Source organism: Cupriavidus sp. 05T41, assembly GCF_056396525.1.
In genome coordinates this window covers 40,023-53,976 of sequence record NZ_JBFTLQ010000021.1, presented here as the reverse complement: position 1 = coordinate 53,976, position 13,954 = coordinate 40,023, and the positions used below count along the sequence as shown (strand labels likewise).

Sequence of the window (13,954 nt, the reverse complement as noted above, 5' to 3'; positions counted from 1 at the left end):
GCGACGAACGGGGAGTGAGCGGCGCGAAACGCGAGGATGCGGTGCCACCGGCACCGCCGCATGGCAGCCCGCCGCCGGAATCCCGGCGGCGAATGTGCCCGGAAGAGCATGCCAGCTTGCGCTGGAACAGCGCAAATCAGGCCTCGACCACCTGCCCGCCGGCCGGCTCGGACAAGGCACTGCTGACGGTGTCGCGCGACAAATGCGGCGCGAACATATTGATGAAGGCATGCGCATAGCCGCGCAGGTAGGCACCGCGGCGCACGGCCACGCTGGTGGTATTGGCCTCGAACAGATGGTCGGCCGAGATCCTGACCAGGCCGGCATCCTTGCGCTCGTCATAGGCCATCGAGGCGATGATGCCCACGCCCAGATCCAGTTCCGCGTAGGTCTTGATCACGTCGGCGTCCATGGCGGTCAGCACGATCTCCGGCTGCAGCCCGGCGGCGGCGAACGCGCCGTCGATCTTGCGGCGGCCGGTAAAGCCCGCGTCGTAGGTGATGATCGGAAAGCCGGCGATGTCTTCCAGCGTCGGCTCGGGCAGGCGGGTCAGCGGGTGCTCCGGCGAGACCACCAGCACGTGTTGCCAGCTATAGGCCTCGAACGAAGTCAGCCCGGCCTCGCTGGCCACGGCCTCGGTGGCGATGCCGATATCCGCCTGCCCGGTCAGCAGCAGTTCCACGATATGCGCCGGCGACGCTTCCTGCAGCGCCAGCGTCACATGCGGATAGGCGCGGCGGAAGCTCTGCACTACCTTGGGCAGCGCGTAGCGTGCCTGGGTATGGGTGGTCGCCACGGTCAGGCGGCCGGTATGCCGCCCGGCGAATTCGTCACCGGCCTGGCGCAGGTTCTCGGCCTCGAGCAGCAGGCGCTCCACGATCCGCACGATCTCGCGGCCGGGCTCGGTGAGGCCCGTGAGGCGCTTGCCATAGCGCTCGAAGATCTCGACGCCAAGCTCCTCTTCGAGCTCGCGGATCTGGCGCGATACGCCGGGCTGCGAAGTGTAGAGCGCGTTGGCGACCTCGGTCAGGTTGAACTGGCGGCGCACCGCCTCGCGGATCGAACGCAGTTGCTGGAAGTTCATTGTGCGGCTCCTGCCGGCGCCGCCTTGGGCTGGGCGCGGGCTGATGAATTGGGTTGGACGAAGACGCGCAACTGACGCGGCCGCACGGCGAGCAGTTCGCCCTCGCGGAAGCCCTGGTGGCGGAAGCGCTCCAGCGGCAACGCCACCTCGATCACCTCCTGGTTGTCCTCGCGCTCGAGTTCGAGCTGGGCCACGGGACCGAGCGTGAGCGCACGGCGCAGCGTAACGGCGATGCCGTCGGCGCCCGGCGCATAGCGTTCGAGATCGAGGTCGTGCGGGCGCACGTAGGCCACCGCATCGCCGGCCGTCTCGTGGCCGTTGCCGACCACCGGCAGTATCGCCTCGCCGGTATGCAGCAGGCCGCCGAGCTCGCCGACCTCGAGCCGGCCGTGGAACAGGTTGACGTTGCCAAGAAAGCCGAACACGAACGGCGTAGCCGGATGGTTGTAGACCGCTTCCGGCGTGCCGGCTTGTTCGACGTGGCCGCGGTTCATCAGCACCACCTGGTCGGCCACTTCCAGCGCCTCTTCCTGGTCGTGCGTGACGAACACGCTGGTGACGTGCAGTTCGTCGTGCAGGCGGCGCAGCCAGCGGCGCAGCTCCTTGCGCACCTTGGCGTCGAGCGCGCCGAACGGTTCGTCGAGCAGCAGCACGCGCGGCTCCACCGCCAGCGCGCGGGCCAGCGCGATACGCTGGCGCTGCCCGCCCGAGAGCTGCGGCGGATAACGGTCGGCCAGCCAGTCGAGTTGCACCAGTTCCAGCAGCGAGCGCACCTTCTCGCGGATCTGCGCCTCGCTCGGGCGCTCCGCGCGCGGCTTCACGCGCAGGCCGAAGGCCACGTTCTCGAACACCGTCATGTGCTTGAACAGCGCATAGTGCTGGAACACGAAGCCCACCTGGCGCTGGCGCACATGCTGGTTGGACGCGTCACGGCCCTCGAGCAGGACCTGGCCCGCGTCCGCGCGCTCCAGCCCCGCGATGATGCGCAGCAGCGTGGTCTTGCCGCAGCCCGACGGCCCCAGCAGCGCCGTCAGCTGGCCTTCATCGAAATCGAGCGAGACGTCGTCGAGCGCGACGAAATTCCCGAAGCGCTTCTGCACATTCCTGACCTGGATGCTCATGATGCCTGTCCTTGCAATTTGCCTGCGCCCGGATTCTCCGGCGCAAAGTTCTCGTCGTCGGCGTGCTCGCGGCGCGCCCGGTGTTCCACCAGCGTCTTGATGCCGAGCGTCACCAGGGCCAGCAGCGTCAGCAGCGAGGCCACCGCGAAGGCCGCCGCGAAGTTGTATTCGTTGTAGAGAATCTCCACGTGCAGCGGCATGGTGTTGGTCAGCCCGCGGATATGGCCCGACACCACCGAGACCGCGCCGAACTCGCCCATGGCCCGCGCATTGCACAGGATCACGCCGTACAGCAGGCCCCAGCGGATATTGGGCAGCGTGATGCGACGGAAGGTCTGCCAGCCGGACGCGCCCAGCACGATGGCGGCTTCCTCTTCCTCGCTGCCCTGTGCCTGCATCAGCGGGATCAGCTCGCGCGCGACGAACGGAAAGGTGACGAAGATGGTGGCCAGCACGATGCCCGGCACGGCGAACATGATCTTGATGTCGTGCGCCTCGAGCCATGGTCCCAGCCAGCCCTGCGCGCCGAACAGCAGCACGTAGACCAGGCCCGAGATCACCGGCGACACCGAGAACGGCAGGTCGATCAGCGTGGTCAGCACGCTCTTGCCACGGAACTCGAACTTGGCGATGGCCCAGGCCGCCGACACGCCGAACACCACGTTGAGCGGCACCGCGATGGCGGCCACCAGCAGTGTGAGCTCGATCGCGGCCACGGCATCGGGCTCGACCAGCGAAGCGAAATATGTCTGCACGCCCTTGCGCAGCGCCTCGTAGAAAACCGAAGCCAGCGGCACGAACAGGAACAGCGCGAGGAACAGGACCGCGACCGCGATCAGCGTGTAGCGCACCCACGGCGCTTCCCCGGTGGCATCCGCGAAGCGCGCCGCGGGAGCGGCGCGGCCACCCAGGCCCTTGGTAACGATACCGGCCATCTCAGCTCTCCTTGTCCTGCGCCACGGCGGCGCGCCCTGCCGTGTGGTGGCGGCGCGTCCATGCCTGCAGCAGGTTGATCAACAGCAGCAGCGCGAAGGAGATCACCAGCATCACCACGGCCATTGCGGTGGCGCCGGCGTAATCGTATTGCTCCAGCTTCGAATAAATCATCAGCGGCGCGATCTCGGAGACCATCGGCATATTGCCGGAGATGAACACCACCGAGCCGTATTCGCCGGTGGCCCGCGCGAACGACAGCGCGAAGCCGGTCAGCAGCGCCGGCAGGATGGTCGGCAGGATCACGCGGGCAAAGGTCTGCAGGCGCGTGGCGCCCAGGCTGGCGGCGGCCTCTTCCAGTTCCTGCTCCGCATCTTCCAGCACCGGCTGCACCGTGCGCACCACGAACGGCAAGCCGATGAAGGTCAGCGCCACCACCACGCCCAGCGGCGTGAAGGCGACCTTGATGCCCATCGGCTCCAGGTAGCGGCCGAGCCAGCCATTGCCGGCGTACAACGCGGTCAGCGCGATGCCGGCCACCGCGGTGGGCAAGGCAAACGGCAGGTCCACCAGCGCATCGATCAGGCGCTTGCCGGGAAAGCGGTAGCGCACCAGCACCCACGCCACCACCAGGCCGAACACGGTATTGATGATGGCGGCGATCAGCGAGGCGCCGAAGCTCAGTTGCAGCGAGGCCACCACGCGCGGCGCGCTCACCGCACCCCAGAACGCTTCCCAGCTCATGGTGAAGGTCTTGAGGAAGGTGGCCGACAGCGGGATCAGGACGACCAGCGTCAGGTAGAACAGCGTGAAGCCCAGCGACAGGCCGAAGCCGGGGAGCACGGTAAAGCGCTGCTGGCTGGCCTTGCCTGACGCGCTTTCGCGTGCCTGGGGGGCATCCGGTCTGGCCGGGGGCGGGTTGTCCGCCAGGGAAATCGAGGGTGGCATATCGTCTCGTCAGTGCCGTCTGTGCCGCACCCGCCACCCACGCACAGAGTCCGGAAGACTGGCGGATACGGCGGCCAGGCATCCGGCTAGCGGAATCGGGGGACTACGGGGAGGGCTCTCTTTATGACGCCGGCGCATAACGCACCGGCCTACGAGACAAATTCTGCAGATACGCCCTTATAAACAGAACGAATCTTTACGCATTTTCTTAGACGTTTTAGATATAAGGGAACGTCGAGGACACTTCCACCTCGGCATCCCACGGCCCGGCACGGTCTCCAGCCAGGCCGGCACTGCCGTCGGCCTCGATGCGCTGGATCAGCGTATCGAGCAGGGCGAGGCCTGCCGGCCACTGATCCAGGCCCGAATCGGCGTTGATGTGCCCTAGCATGCCCGCGTCGTGCAGCTCGCTGCCCCACAGCGTGCCCCAGCTGAATGCCGTGCGCTGCTGCATCCAGGGATCGTTGCGGCTGGCCACGAGGATGGTCGGAAACGGCAGCCGGTGCGCGGGAAGCAATCCGGCCACGCCGAATTTGTCCGGATCGGCCGGCGCCACCAGCAAGGCACCGGCAATGCCCTCGGCATCCAGCGCGGCCTGGCGCAGCGTGGCCAGGCAGCCGAAGCTGTGCGCCACCAGGATGGCGCCGCGCGGCGCCACTCGCTGCGCCCGCATGATGCTCTCCGAGACACGCTCGGCCCACAGCGGCAGGCTCGGGCGCGACCAGTCGTGCTGCTCCACGCGCTGCCAGTCCGGGAAACGCTGCTCCCAGCGGCTCTGCCAGTGACCGGGACCGCTGCCGTGCAGGCCGGGTACCGTGAGGATCTGCAAACCCTTCGGCACTTTCAGCCACACCTCGGCGGCGGCTGGTGCGGCCATGCCCGCCGGCCTCTTCGTCCGCGTCATATCGGCTCCTTGCTGAATTCCAGCGGCGCGCGGCCCGGACCGGAACGCGCCACCCCGCCGCCATCCCGCGCGGCATCGCCGGGCGCCGCCCGGTGGTCCGGTTGCACTTCGTGCAGCCGGCGCGCGCTCACCGCCTCGCCGGTAAACACCCCCTGCCCCAGCACGATCCCGGCCGCCTGCAGCCGCTCGGCGTGCTCGGCGTTCTGCAGGCGGCGCCCGATCAGGGTCACGCCGGCGCTGTCGGCACTGGCCTGCAGGCCGGCGAGCTGGCGGTCCGTCCAGCTGCGGCGCATATCGAGCTTGAGCCAGTTGGGCAGTGCGTGCGCCATCAGCGCGCCCGCCTCTGCCGGATCCGATGCCTGCAGGCTCACCGCGAAGCCGTTGCGCCGGTAATTGCCCACCACATGGAGCAGCAGCGGCAGGTCGTCGTTGGCGCTGGCCGGCACCTGGATCACGAAACGATCGATCGGCAGGCCGAGCGATTGCAGCGCGCGCCGGAATGCCGCGCCGTGATCGTCCGCGACCGCCGCCAGCAGCCGGTTGTGCACGTTGAGCACCAGCTTGCGGTCGCCATCCGCCGCGAAATAGTTGATGGCATGCACCAGGCGCGAGAGGCGATCCAGCGATACCAGCGAGGCATCGTCGGCCGCCATCGCGAACAGCTTCCACGCCGCCAGCCCCACGCCGCCACCAGCATAGGTGCGCAGCGTGCCTTCATGCGCCACCACGTCGCGGCTCGACAGGGTGATGAGCGGCTCGAAGGCACTGGTCAGCGAACAGTTGAAGAACTGGCCCTGCACCTGGCCATGCTCGTCACGCCACAACTGGCGATCGCTGCCGGGTTGCCGCGGCAGTCCGTCCAGGTAATGCGCGAGGGCTGCCAGCCCCGCGCCTGCCCCGCCTGTTTCATGCGCGCTTGCCATGGCGAATTCCTTTGCGGACTCCTCTACGTTGTGCCTGCCGTTCCGGACCATGCATCAAAGCTTGGCCAGCGAAACCTCGGTCGCCTTCACCAGCGCAACCACTTCGCTGCCGATGGTGAGGCCGAGATCCTTGACCGAGCGGGTGGTGATGACCGAGGTGACGATGCCGGCCGGCGTCTCGACGTCGACCTCCGAGACCACCGGGCCTTCGATGATGGCGGCGACCTTGCCGCGGAACTGGTTGCGTACGTTGATGGCTTGAATGCTCATGATAGAAGCTCCCTTGCGTGAGTGAAAATGAAGATTGCGTAAAAGATGGTGAGTGGCGCTCGCGGCGGTTTGCTGCCTTCCGCGCACGCCTGGCACGGGTGTTTGATGCACGCCATGCCCTTTGCCTCGATGCCTGCCTTCGTTATTGCCTTTTGTGCTGCCTTTGTGTTGCCTTCGGTGCTGCCTTTTGTGCTGCCCTTTGCGTTGCCTTCGGTGCTGCCTTTCGTGTTCTTCGCTGCCTTGTCTGCTACATGGCGCTAGATCGCCCAGCGCACCGAGTCGGCGGTCCGCGCCACCGACCAGTCGACGGCGGGGCCGGCTTCGTGCTGGCCCTGCGCCTGCCCGTCATCCTGCGCATCGCCTGCGCGCTGCATCACCCGGCGCAGCACCGCGTCCTCCAGATGCGCGAAGGCCGCCGAGCCGCGCTGGCGCGGCCGCGGCAGCGCCACACGCTGGTCCAGCGCGATGCGCCCGTCCTCGATGAGCACCACGCGGTCGGCCAGCGCCACCGCTTCGGACACATCGTGGGTCACCAGCAGCGCGGTGAAGCCATGGCGCTGCCACAGTCCTTCGATCAGGCCTTGCATCTCGATGCGCGTCAGCGCGTCGAGCGCGCCCAGCGGCTCGTCCAGCAACAGCAGGCGCGGGTGATGGACCAGCGCGCGCGCCAGGGCCACGCGCTGGCGCTGCCCGCCCGACAACCGTGCCGGCCATTCGCCGGCGCGTTCGGCCAGGCCAACCTGCCCCAGCACACGAGCCGCATCGGCACGGCGCGCGCGCGGCAAGCCCAGCGCCACGTTGTCCAGTACCTTCTTCCAGGGCAGCAGGCGCGCGTCCTGGAACATCACCCGCACCGCGTCCTGCTGCGCGCGGCCCGGCGTGTCGCCGAGCCTCACCGCGCCGCCGTCGCTGTCCTCCAGGCCGGCAACCAGCCGCAGCAAGGTGCTCTTGCCGCAGCCGCTGCGGCCAACGATGGCCAGGAACTCGCCCGGCGCGGCGTGCAGGTCGATGCCGTGCAGCACCTCGCGCCCGCCGTAGCGCTTGACTACCTGCTGCACATGCAGCGCCAGGCCCTTGCCAGGCTCGCCGGCAGGTGGCACCTCCGCCAGCGCCGCCTGTTCGATCGGATTGCTTTGCATATCGTGTTCTCCTTGGCCGGTGGCGCTCAGTGCGCCTGGTAGCCGGGATGCCAGCGCAGCCAGAAACGCTCCAGCCCGCGCGACAGCAGGTCCGCCAGCTTGCCCAGCAAGGCGTAGAGCAGGATGCCCACCAGCACCACGTCGGTCTGCAGGAATTCGCGCGCGTTCATCGTCATGTAGCCGATGCCCGATTGCGCGGAGATGGTCTCCGCCACGATCAGGATCACCCACATCAGGCCGAGCGAGAAACGCACGCCCACCAGGATGTTGGGCAAGGCGCCCGGCAGGATCACCTCGCGGTACAGCCGCCAGCCCGACAATCCATAGCTGCGCGCCATCTCGATCAGCCCCGGGTCCACCGCGCGGATGCCGTGGTAGGTGTTGAGGTAGATCGGGAAGAACACACCCAGCGAGACCAGGAACAGCTTGGCGGTCTCGTCGATGCCGAACCACAGGATCACCAGCGGAATCAGCGCCAGCGTCGGAATGTTGCGCACCATCTGCAAGGTGCTGTCGAGCAGCGTCGCGGCCGGGCGGAAGGTGCCCGTGAGCAGGCCCAGCGCCAGCCCGAAGCCGCCGCCGATGGCAAAGCCGAGCACGGCGCGCCAGCTGCTGACCCACACATGGCGCCACAGCTCGCCCGTCACCGCCAGGCCCCACGCGGCCTTCAGCACGTCGAGCGGCGCCGGCAGGATGCGGCTCGACAGCCAGCCGCCCTGCGAGGCGATCTGCCATGCCAGCACCAGCAGCACCGGCACCACCCAGGGCGCGGCCGAGCCGGCGGCCTGGTTCAGCCACGCGGCGCGGCGCGGCGGGAGAGTCAAGGGAGCGGTCATGGCATGCCCCCTCAGCTCTGCGACGCACGCGGCACGATGCCGGTCGCCATCACTTCGCCGAACGGGCCGGACAACACCTTGCCCGGCAGCTTGTCGCGCACCGAGCGCGGCAGCAGCGGGAAGACCAGTTCGGCGAAGCGGTACGCCTCTTCCAGGTGCGGGTAGCCGGACAGCACGAAGGTGTCGATGCCCAGCTCGGCGTACTCCTGCATGCGCGCCGCCACGGTCTGCGGGTCGCCCACCAGCGCCGTGCCGGCGCCGCCGCGCACCAGTCCCACGCCAGCCCACAGGTTGGGGCTGATCTCCAGTTCCGCGCGCGAGCGCTTGCCGCCGCCGGCATGCAGCGCGGCCATGCGGCGCTGCCCTTCCGAATCCATCCGGGCGAAGTCCGCCTGCGCGCGCGCCACGGTGTCGTCGTCGAGGTGGCTGATCAGTTCGTCGGCCGCGGCCCAGGCCGCGGCGTCGGTCTCGCGCACGATCACGTGCAGGCGGATGCCGAACTTCACGGTGCGTCCGTGGCGCGCCGCGCGCTCGCGCACGTCGGCCAGCTTCTGCGCCACGTCCTGTGGCGGTTCGCCCCAGGTCAGGTAGGTGTCTACCTGCTCGCCGGCGAGCTCGTGCGCCGCGGCCGACGAGCCGCCGAAGTACACCGGCGGATGCGGCCGCTGCAGCGGCGGATACAGAACCTTGGCCCCCTTGACCTTGAGGTGCTTGCCCTCGAAATCCAGCTCGGCGCTTTCATGGCTGGCGGCCAGCACCTCGCGCCAGATGCGGATGAACTCGGCCGAGGCTTCATAACGTTCGGCATGATCGAGGAACAGGCCATCGCCTTCCAGTTCCGACGCATTGCCGCCGGTCACCAGATTCACCAGCAGCCGTCCGCCGGACAGGCGGTCGAACGTGGCCGCCATGCGCGCGGCCAGCGTCGGTGCCATCAGGCCGGGACGCACCGCCACCAGGAAGCGCAGCCTGCGCGTGACCGCGGCCAGCATGGCAGCCGCCACCCACGGGTCCTCGCACGAGCGGCCGGTAGGAATCAGCACGCCCTCGTAGCCGAGGTTGTCGGCAGCGGTGGCGATCTGCTTCAGGTAGTCGAAATTGACCTCGCGCGCCCCTTCCGAGGTTCCGAGATAGCGGCTGTCGCCGTGCGTGGGGATAAACCAGAAAACCTGCATGTCTTCACCTCTTGTGCTTGTCGTGCTTGTCGTGCTTGTCGCGCTTGTCGTGTCGCTTCTTGTCGCTTCCCGGCGGTGCTTCGCGACCAGCCGTTCGCAGCGACCGCCTCGCGGAGTCGCGTGTGCGGGCGGCGGCCGCGTTCGCGCTCAGTGCTGAGCCTGCCAGGCAGCGTCCGCTACCTTGACCGGCCTGGGAATCAGCTTGAGCGTGTAGAACACGTCGGCAATGCGCTGCTGCTCGCCCAGCACCGCCGGCGTCACGGCGCGGGCGCCGTACGAGAAGCGGGACACCGCAAGCGCCACCACGGCCGGGTCCAGACCGAGCTGCGGACCCAGCACGGCCACCGCCTCCTTCTGGTTCTTCTCGGCCCAGGCGCCCAGCGCGGCCAGTTCATCGAGGACGAGCTTGACCACGTCAGGCCTGCTTTGCGCGTACTGGCGCGACGCCAGGTAGAACTGGTGGTTGCTGACCACATCCTTGCCGTCGGCACCGCGGCCATCGGCCAGCACGCGCGCGTCGAGCTGCTTCTCGGCGGCAGCCAGGAACGGGTCCCAGATCACCCACGCATCGACCGCGCCGCGCTCGAAGGCCGCGCGCGCGTCGGCCGGGGCCAGGTAGACGGGCTGGATCTCGCTGTATTGCACCCCTGCCTTCTCCAGCAGGCGCACCAGCAGGTAGTGCACGTTCGAGCCCTTGTTCAGCGCCACGCGCTTGCCGCGCAGGTCGGCCACCGACTTGAGCGCGGAGCCCTTCGGCACCACGATGGCCTCGGCCGTCGGCGCCGGCGGCTCGTTGCCGATATAGGCCAGTTGCGCGCCGGCCGCCTGCGCGAAGATCGGCGGGGCTTCGCCCACGGTGCCGAAATCGATCGCGCCCACGTTCAGGCCTTCGAGCAGCTGCGGCCCGGCCGGGAACTCGGTCCACTTGACCGTGATGCCCTGCGGCGCGAGGCGCTTCTCCAGCGTGCCGCGCGCCTTGAGCAGGGTCAGCGTGCCGTACTTTTGGTAGCCGATGCGCAACACCTTGCTGGCGTTGTCCTGCGCCTGCGCACGGCCGGGCAGCAGCGCGTAGGCAAGCCCGGTGGCGGCGACCAGCGCGGCCAGCAGCAGGCGGCGCTTGAGCGCGGTGCCGGCAGCCGGCGTCTGGTGTTTATCGGAAAGCGTGGAGACTGGTGCGGTCATGTCGATCTTCCTGAGTGACGTTGTGTTCTGGCGTGGCGGACGTGTGCCCGCCTGCCGGCCCGTCGGCGGGCGGCATCGCGATCACGAAGCGGGCAAGTGTGCGGGGCGGCGGCGGCGCCGCCCGCTTCAACTCAGGCGGAACATCGCTCGGCCAGTGCGGGGCGCGGGGCCGGGCGCGAGAATGCCGCTGGCGCGACGGCAGCCGCGGCAGCACCGGGCAACAGGTCCAGCGGCACTTCGATGCGTGCATGGGCCAGCGCCTCGCGCAGGCGCAGCACGCCCTCGGCCAGGCGCGCCTCCAGGGCGGGATCGAGGCTCAGGCCGTGCGTCTCGGAGAAAACGATCTGCTGGTCCACGGCGAAGATGCCGGGCAGGATATGGCGCGCTCCAAGCGCGGACAGCACCGGGCGCAGCGCGTAGTCGATGGCCAGCGTATGGGCCAGGCTGCCGCCGGTGGCAATCGGCAGCACCACCTTGTCGCGCAGCCCGGATTGCGGCAGCAGGTCCAGGAAGGTCTTGAGCAAGCCACTGTAGGCAGCCTTGTAGACCGGCGTGGCGAGAATCACCACCTGGGCGTCCGCCACCGCGCGGGTAGCCGCGGCAATGTCGGGATCGTCCACCCTGGCCGCCAGCAGCGCGGCGGGCGGAAGCTCCCGCAGGGCCAGGTGGCTGGTGCGCTCGCCAGCGGCTTCGAGCACGCCGCGCAGATGCGTCAGCAGGCGTGCGGAACGCGACGGGGCGGACGGGCTGCCGGACAGGGTCAGGATGGACATCGGGCTTCCTTCTTGGCTGGTTGGCGCGGCGGACGCGGCTCGCGCCACGCCCGCGCCGCTGTTTATTTCTTGCCGGGCTGGTAGACCTGGTCGAACGAGCCACCGTCGGCGAAGTGCGCCTTCTGCGCCTTCTGCCAGCCGCCGAACGCTTCGTCGATGGTGAACAGCTTGACCTTGGGGAAGTTGGCCGCGTACTTCGCCGCAACCTTCTCGGAGATCGGGCGATAGTAGTTCTTGGCCGCGATTTCCTGGCCTTCGTCGGTGTACAGGAACTGCAGGTAAGCCTCGGCCACCTTGCGCGTGCCCTTCTTGTCCACCACCTTGTCGACCACCGCGACCGGCGGCTCGGCCAGGATCGAGACGGAGGGAGCGACGATGTCGAACTTGTCCGGCCCCAGTTCCTTGATGGCCAGGATCGCCTCGTTCTCCCACGCGATCAGCACGTCGCCCAGGCCGCGCTCGACGAAGGTCGTGGTGGCGCCGCGCGCGCCGGAATCGAGCACCGGCACGTTCTTGAGCAGCGCGCCCACGAATTCCTTCGCCTTCTGTTCATTGCCGCCCGGCTGGCGCAGCGCGTAGCCCCATGCGGCCAGGTAGTTCCAGCGCGCGCCGCCCGAGGTCTTCGGGTTGGGCGTGATCACCTGCACGCCGGGCTTGACCAGGTCGTTCCAGTCCTTGATGCCCTTGGGGTTGCCCTTGCGCACCAGGAACACGATGGTGGAGGTATAGGGCGAGGCATTGTGCGGCAGGCGTTTTTGCCAGTCCGGCTTGAGCAGGCCCTTCTCGGCGATGGCGTCGATGTCATAGCCCAGCGCCAGCGTCACCACGTCGGCATCCAGGCCGTCGATCACGGAGCGCGCCTGCTTGCCCGAGCCGCCATGCGACTGGCGGATGGTCAGCGCATCGCCACCCTTGGCCTTCCAGGCCTTGGCGAAGGCGGCATTGACGTCCACGTACAGTTCCCGCGTGGGGTCGTACGAGACATTGAGCAGATTGGTGTTGGCCCAGGCGGTCTGGGTGGAACCGATCACGGCGAGTGCCGCGAATCCGATGGCCAGCTTGCGAATCATGTGTCTTGCTCCCGTCATCTGTCGTGAAATGGCGCGCTTGCGCCTCGTTTCATGGCCCTCCTTGTGTGGGAAGGCTTGTGTCAGGGAAGAAGACTACCGACCGGTCTATCTGAAAGGAACGAATGGTTTCGCCGATCCTTGCACGTTTTCCGCATAAGATTTGGCGGAAATATGGACATGCACGGCAGGCCATGCGCGCGCTGCGATGAGCCGGGGTTGAGCGTGACGCGATGCGTGCCGCTGTCGCGCATTTCACCGAACACGGCCAGCAAGCCGCGCCGCACGGAGCGATAACCGAGGGAAACTTGCCGCCGCACGACTGGACATCGCAACAGTCCTGCGCGACATCCTGTGGCGCGCGAACGGAATCCGGGGAACCGGCGGGCCAGGCACCGGCACCACCGGAACATCCGCGGCCGGGCCCTGGATCCTTGGGCAACGCCTTCTGTCTGCGCGTCGGCGCACAGAAAAAAGCCCGCCCCACTTGCGTGGCGCGGGCCAAGTTTCCGTATTTGGAAACGGGTAGACAAGTCATGAAGAGCGCCCCCGCATCTCCATGACAGAAACCATCTTAGCGGGCCCGCATGCCGCGGCACTTGACCCATGTCAAACGCGCGACAGGAGCAGAAAATTCTGTCGTGACGGCGCCCCCGGTGCGACCGCCGCGATGGCAGCGGCGACAGCCCCTACAGCGCCTCTGGCACGCCCGGCTCGGCCTCGAGCGGCGCGGGCGGCGCACCGGGCGGTGCCTTGTAGCGGTTGTAGCTCCACAGGTATTGCTGCGGGAAGCGCCGGATCAATGCTTCCATCGCCGCATTCAGCAAGGCCGCCTGCGCCGGCGCATCGGGCGGCAGCGGTTCGGGCAGCCGCACATAGTGCATGCGCCAGCCGCGCCCGTTCGGCAGCCGCTCACCCGCCGCAAGAACGATCGGCACGCCGGTCTGCGCGGCCAGCTTGCCCGGCAGCGTCATGGTATAGGCCATGCGGCCGAAGAACGGCACCCACACCCCGTCGCCGAAGCTCGGCGCCTGGTCCGGCAGCAGCCCGACCGCATTGCCCTGGCGCAGCGCCCGCACGAAGGCGCGCACGCCCTGCGAGGTCGCCGGCACCACCTGCAGGCCCGACATGCCGCGCGCCGCGTCGAGCAGCGGCGCGAGGATGTCCTTGCGCGGCGGGCGGAACATGACGGTGAGGGGCAGCCGCTGCGCGGTATAGCGCGCGGTAATCTCGAAGCAGCCCAGGTGCGGTGTCAGGAAGAAAATGCCACGGCCGTCATCGATGGCGCCCTGCACCACGTGCCAGTCGTCCGTGACCACCTGCGCCACGCTTTGCCGGGTGCGAAACCAGACCCGCGGCAACTCCATGATCATGGCGCCCGATTCGCCGGCGGCGCGGCGCGCAAATGCGGCATCCGGGTAGCCCGCGATCGCGGCGTTGGCGCGCAGGCGCTCGCGGTACTGGCCCGGGACGGCGTAGGCAAGCCGCCCCAGCACGCGGCCGGTGCCTTGCAGCAGCGGCAGCGGCAATGCGGCAATCAGCCGGAACAAGACGGGCAGCGCACCTGCCCCATGCCGAAAATGGTCATCCATCTTTGTA

Annotated in this window: 15 protein-coding genes; 1 reads left to right on the top strand and 14 read right to left on the bottom strand. The window is 68.4% G+C overall.

The features are described from left to right. Window positions 1-136: 136 nt before the first annotated feature. The 7 genes from AC1DKV_RS14785 to AC1DKV_RS14755 form a co-directional block, all read right to left on the bottom strand. Window positions 137-1,084 carry a CysB family HTH-type transcriptional regulator gene (locus AC1DKV_RS14785; RefSeq protein WP_441613381.1) on the bottom strand — a complete coding sequence of 316 codons (948 nt, stop codon included), beginning with the start codon at window positions 1,082-1,084 and terminating at the stop codon, window positions 137-139. Continuing rightward, window positions 1,081-2,205 (bottom strand): sulfate/molybdate ABC transporter ATP-binding protein, encoded by a 1,125-nt coding sequence (locus AC1DKV_RS14780; RefSeq protein ID WP_441613380.1) that lies wholly within the window; start codon window positions 2,203-2,205, stop codon window positions 1,081-1,083. The genes AC1DKV_RS14785 and AC1DKV_RS14780 overlap by 4 nt, the downstream gene beginning before the upstream one ends. Next, window positions 2,202-3,140, bottom strand: coding sequence for a sulfate ABC transporter permease subunit CysW (gene cysW, locus AC1DKV_RS14775; RefSeq protein WP_441613379.1), 939 nt, complete (start codon window positions 3,138-3,140; stop codon window positions 2,202-2,204). Before cysW ends, AC1DKV_RS14780 begins: the two co-directional genes overlap by 4 nt. 1 nt (window position 3,141) lies before the next feature. After that, window positions 3,142-4,086, bottom strand: a complete 945-nt coding sequence (gene cysT / locus AC1DKV_RS14770) for a sulfate ABC transporter permease subunit CysT (RefSeq protein ID WP_441613378.1) — start codon at window positions 4,084-4,086, stop codon at window positions 3,142-3,144. A gap of 217 nt (window positions 4,087-4,303) precedes the next feature. Beyond that, a complete protein-coding gene (locus AC1DKV_RS14765; protein ID WP_441613377.1) occupies window positions 4,304-4,990 on the bottom strand; it encodes an RBBP9/YdeN family alpha/beta hydrolase in 687 nt (228 codons plus the stop codon). Then, window positions 4,987-5,913, bottom strand: coding sequence for an EAL domain-containing protein (locus tag AC1DKV_RS14760; protein ID WP_441613376.1), 927 nt, complete (start codon window positions 5,911-5,913; stop codon window positions 4,987-4,989). The genes AC1DKV_RS14765 and AC1DKV_RS14760 overlap by 4 nt, the downstream gene beginning before the upstream one ends. 54 nt (window positions 5,914-5,967) lie before the next feature. Beyond that, a complete protein-coding gene (locus AC1DKV_RS14755; protein WP_006161487.1) occupies window positions 5,968-6,183 on the bottom strand; it encodes a TOBE domain-containing protein in 216 nt (71 codons plus the stop codon). Between the two features lie 105 nt (window positions 6,184-6,288). Between AC1DKV_RS14755 and AC1DKV_RS14750 the strand changes: the two genes are divergently transcribed. Beyond that, window positions 6,289-6,444 (top strand): hypothetical protein, encoded by a 156-nt coding sequence (locus AC1DKV_RS14750; RefSeq protein WP_441613375.1) that lies wholly within the window; start codon window positions 6,289-6,291, stop codon window positions 6,442-6,444. Here AC1DKV_RS14750 and AC1DKV_RS14745 read toward each other — a convergent pair. The 7 genes from AC1DKV_RS14745 to AC1DKV_RS14715 form a co-directional block, all read right to left on the bottom strand. After that, complete coding sequence (locus AC1DKV_RS14745; RefSeq protein WP_441613374.1) at window positions 6,441-7,322, bottom strand: ATP-binding cassette domain-containing protein; 882 nt, start codon at window positions 7,320-7,322, stop codon at window positions 6,441-6,443. The two genes, AC1DKV_RS14750 and AC1DKV_RS14745, sit on opposite strands and share 4 nt — an antisense overlap. A 26-nt stretch (window positions 7,323-7,348) precedes the next feature. After that, the gene (gene ssuC / locus AC1DKV_RS14740; protein WP_441613373.1) at window positions 7,349-8,158 is read right to left on the bottom strand and encodes an aliphatic sulfonate ABC transporter permease SsuC; all 810 of its coding nucleotides are present in this window, start codon (window positions 8,156-8,158) and stop codon (window positions 7,349-7,351) included. An 11-nt stretch (window positions 8,159-8,169) separates the two neighbouring features. After that, window positions 8,170-9,333, bottom strand: a complete 1,164-nt coding sequence (gene ssuD, locus AC1DKV_RS14735) for an FMNH2-dependent alkanesulfonate monooxygenase (protein WP_441613372.1) — start codon at window positions 9,331-9,333, stop codon at window positions 8,170-8,172. A gap of 147 nt (window positions 9,334-9,480) precedes the next feature. Further along, window positions 9,481-10,515 carry a sulfonate ABC transporter substrate-binding protein gene (locus AC1DKV_RS14730; RefSeq protein ID WP_441613371.1) on the bottom strand — a complete coding sequence of 345 codons (1,035 nt, stop codon included), beginning with the start codon at window positions 10,513-10,515 and terminating at the stop codon, window positions 9,481-9,483. Window positions 10,516-10,646: 131 nt separating this feature from the next. Beyond that, window positions 10,647-11,288, bottom strand: coding sequence for an NADPH-dependent FMN reductase (gene ssuE, locus AC1DKV_RS14725; RefSeq protein ID WP_441613370.1), 642 nt, complete (start codon window positions 11,286-11,288; stop codon window positions 10,647-10,649). A 62-nt stretch (window positions 11,289-11,350) separates the two neighbouring features. Beyond that, on the bottom strand, window positions 11,351-12,358 hold the full coding sequence (locus AC1DKV_RS14720; protein WP_441613369.1) for a sulfate ABC transporter substrate-binding protein: 1,008 nt from the start codon (window positions 12,356-12,358) through the stop codon (window positions 11,351-11,353). Between the two features lie 686 nt (window positions 12,359-13,044). Further along, the gene (locus AC1DKV_RS14715) at window positions 13,045-13,947 is read right to left on the bottom strand and encodes a lysophospholipid acyltransferase family protein (RefSeq protein ID WP_441613368.1); all 903 of its coding nucleotides are present in this window, start codon (window positions 13,945-13,947) and stop codon (window positions 13,045-13,047) included. Between the last annotated feature and the right edge of the window lie 7 nt (window positions 13,948-13,954).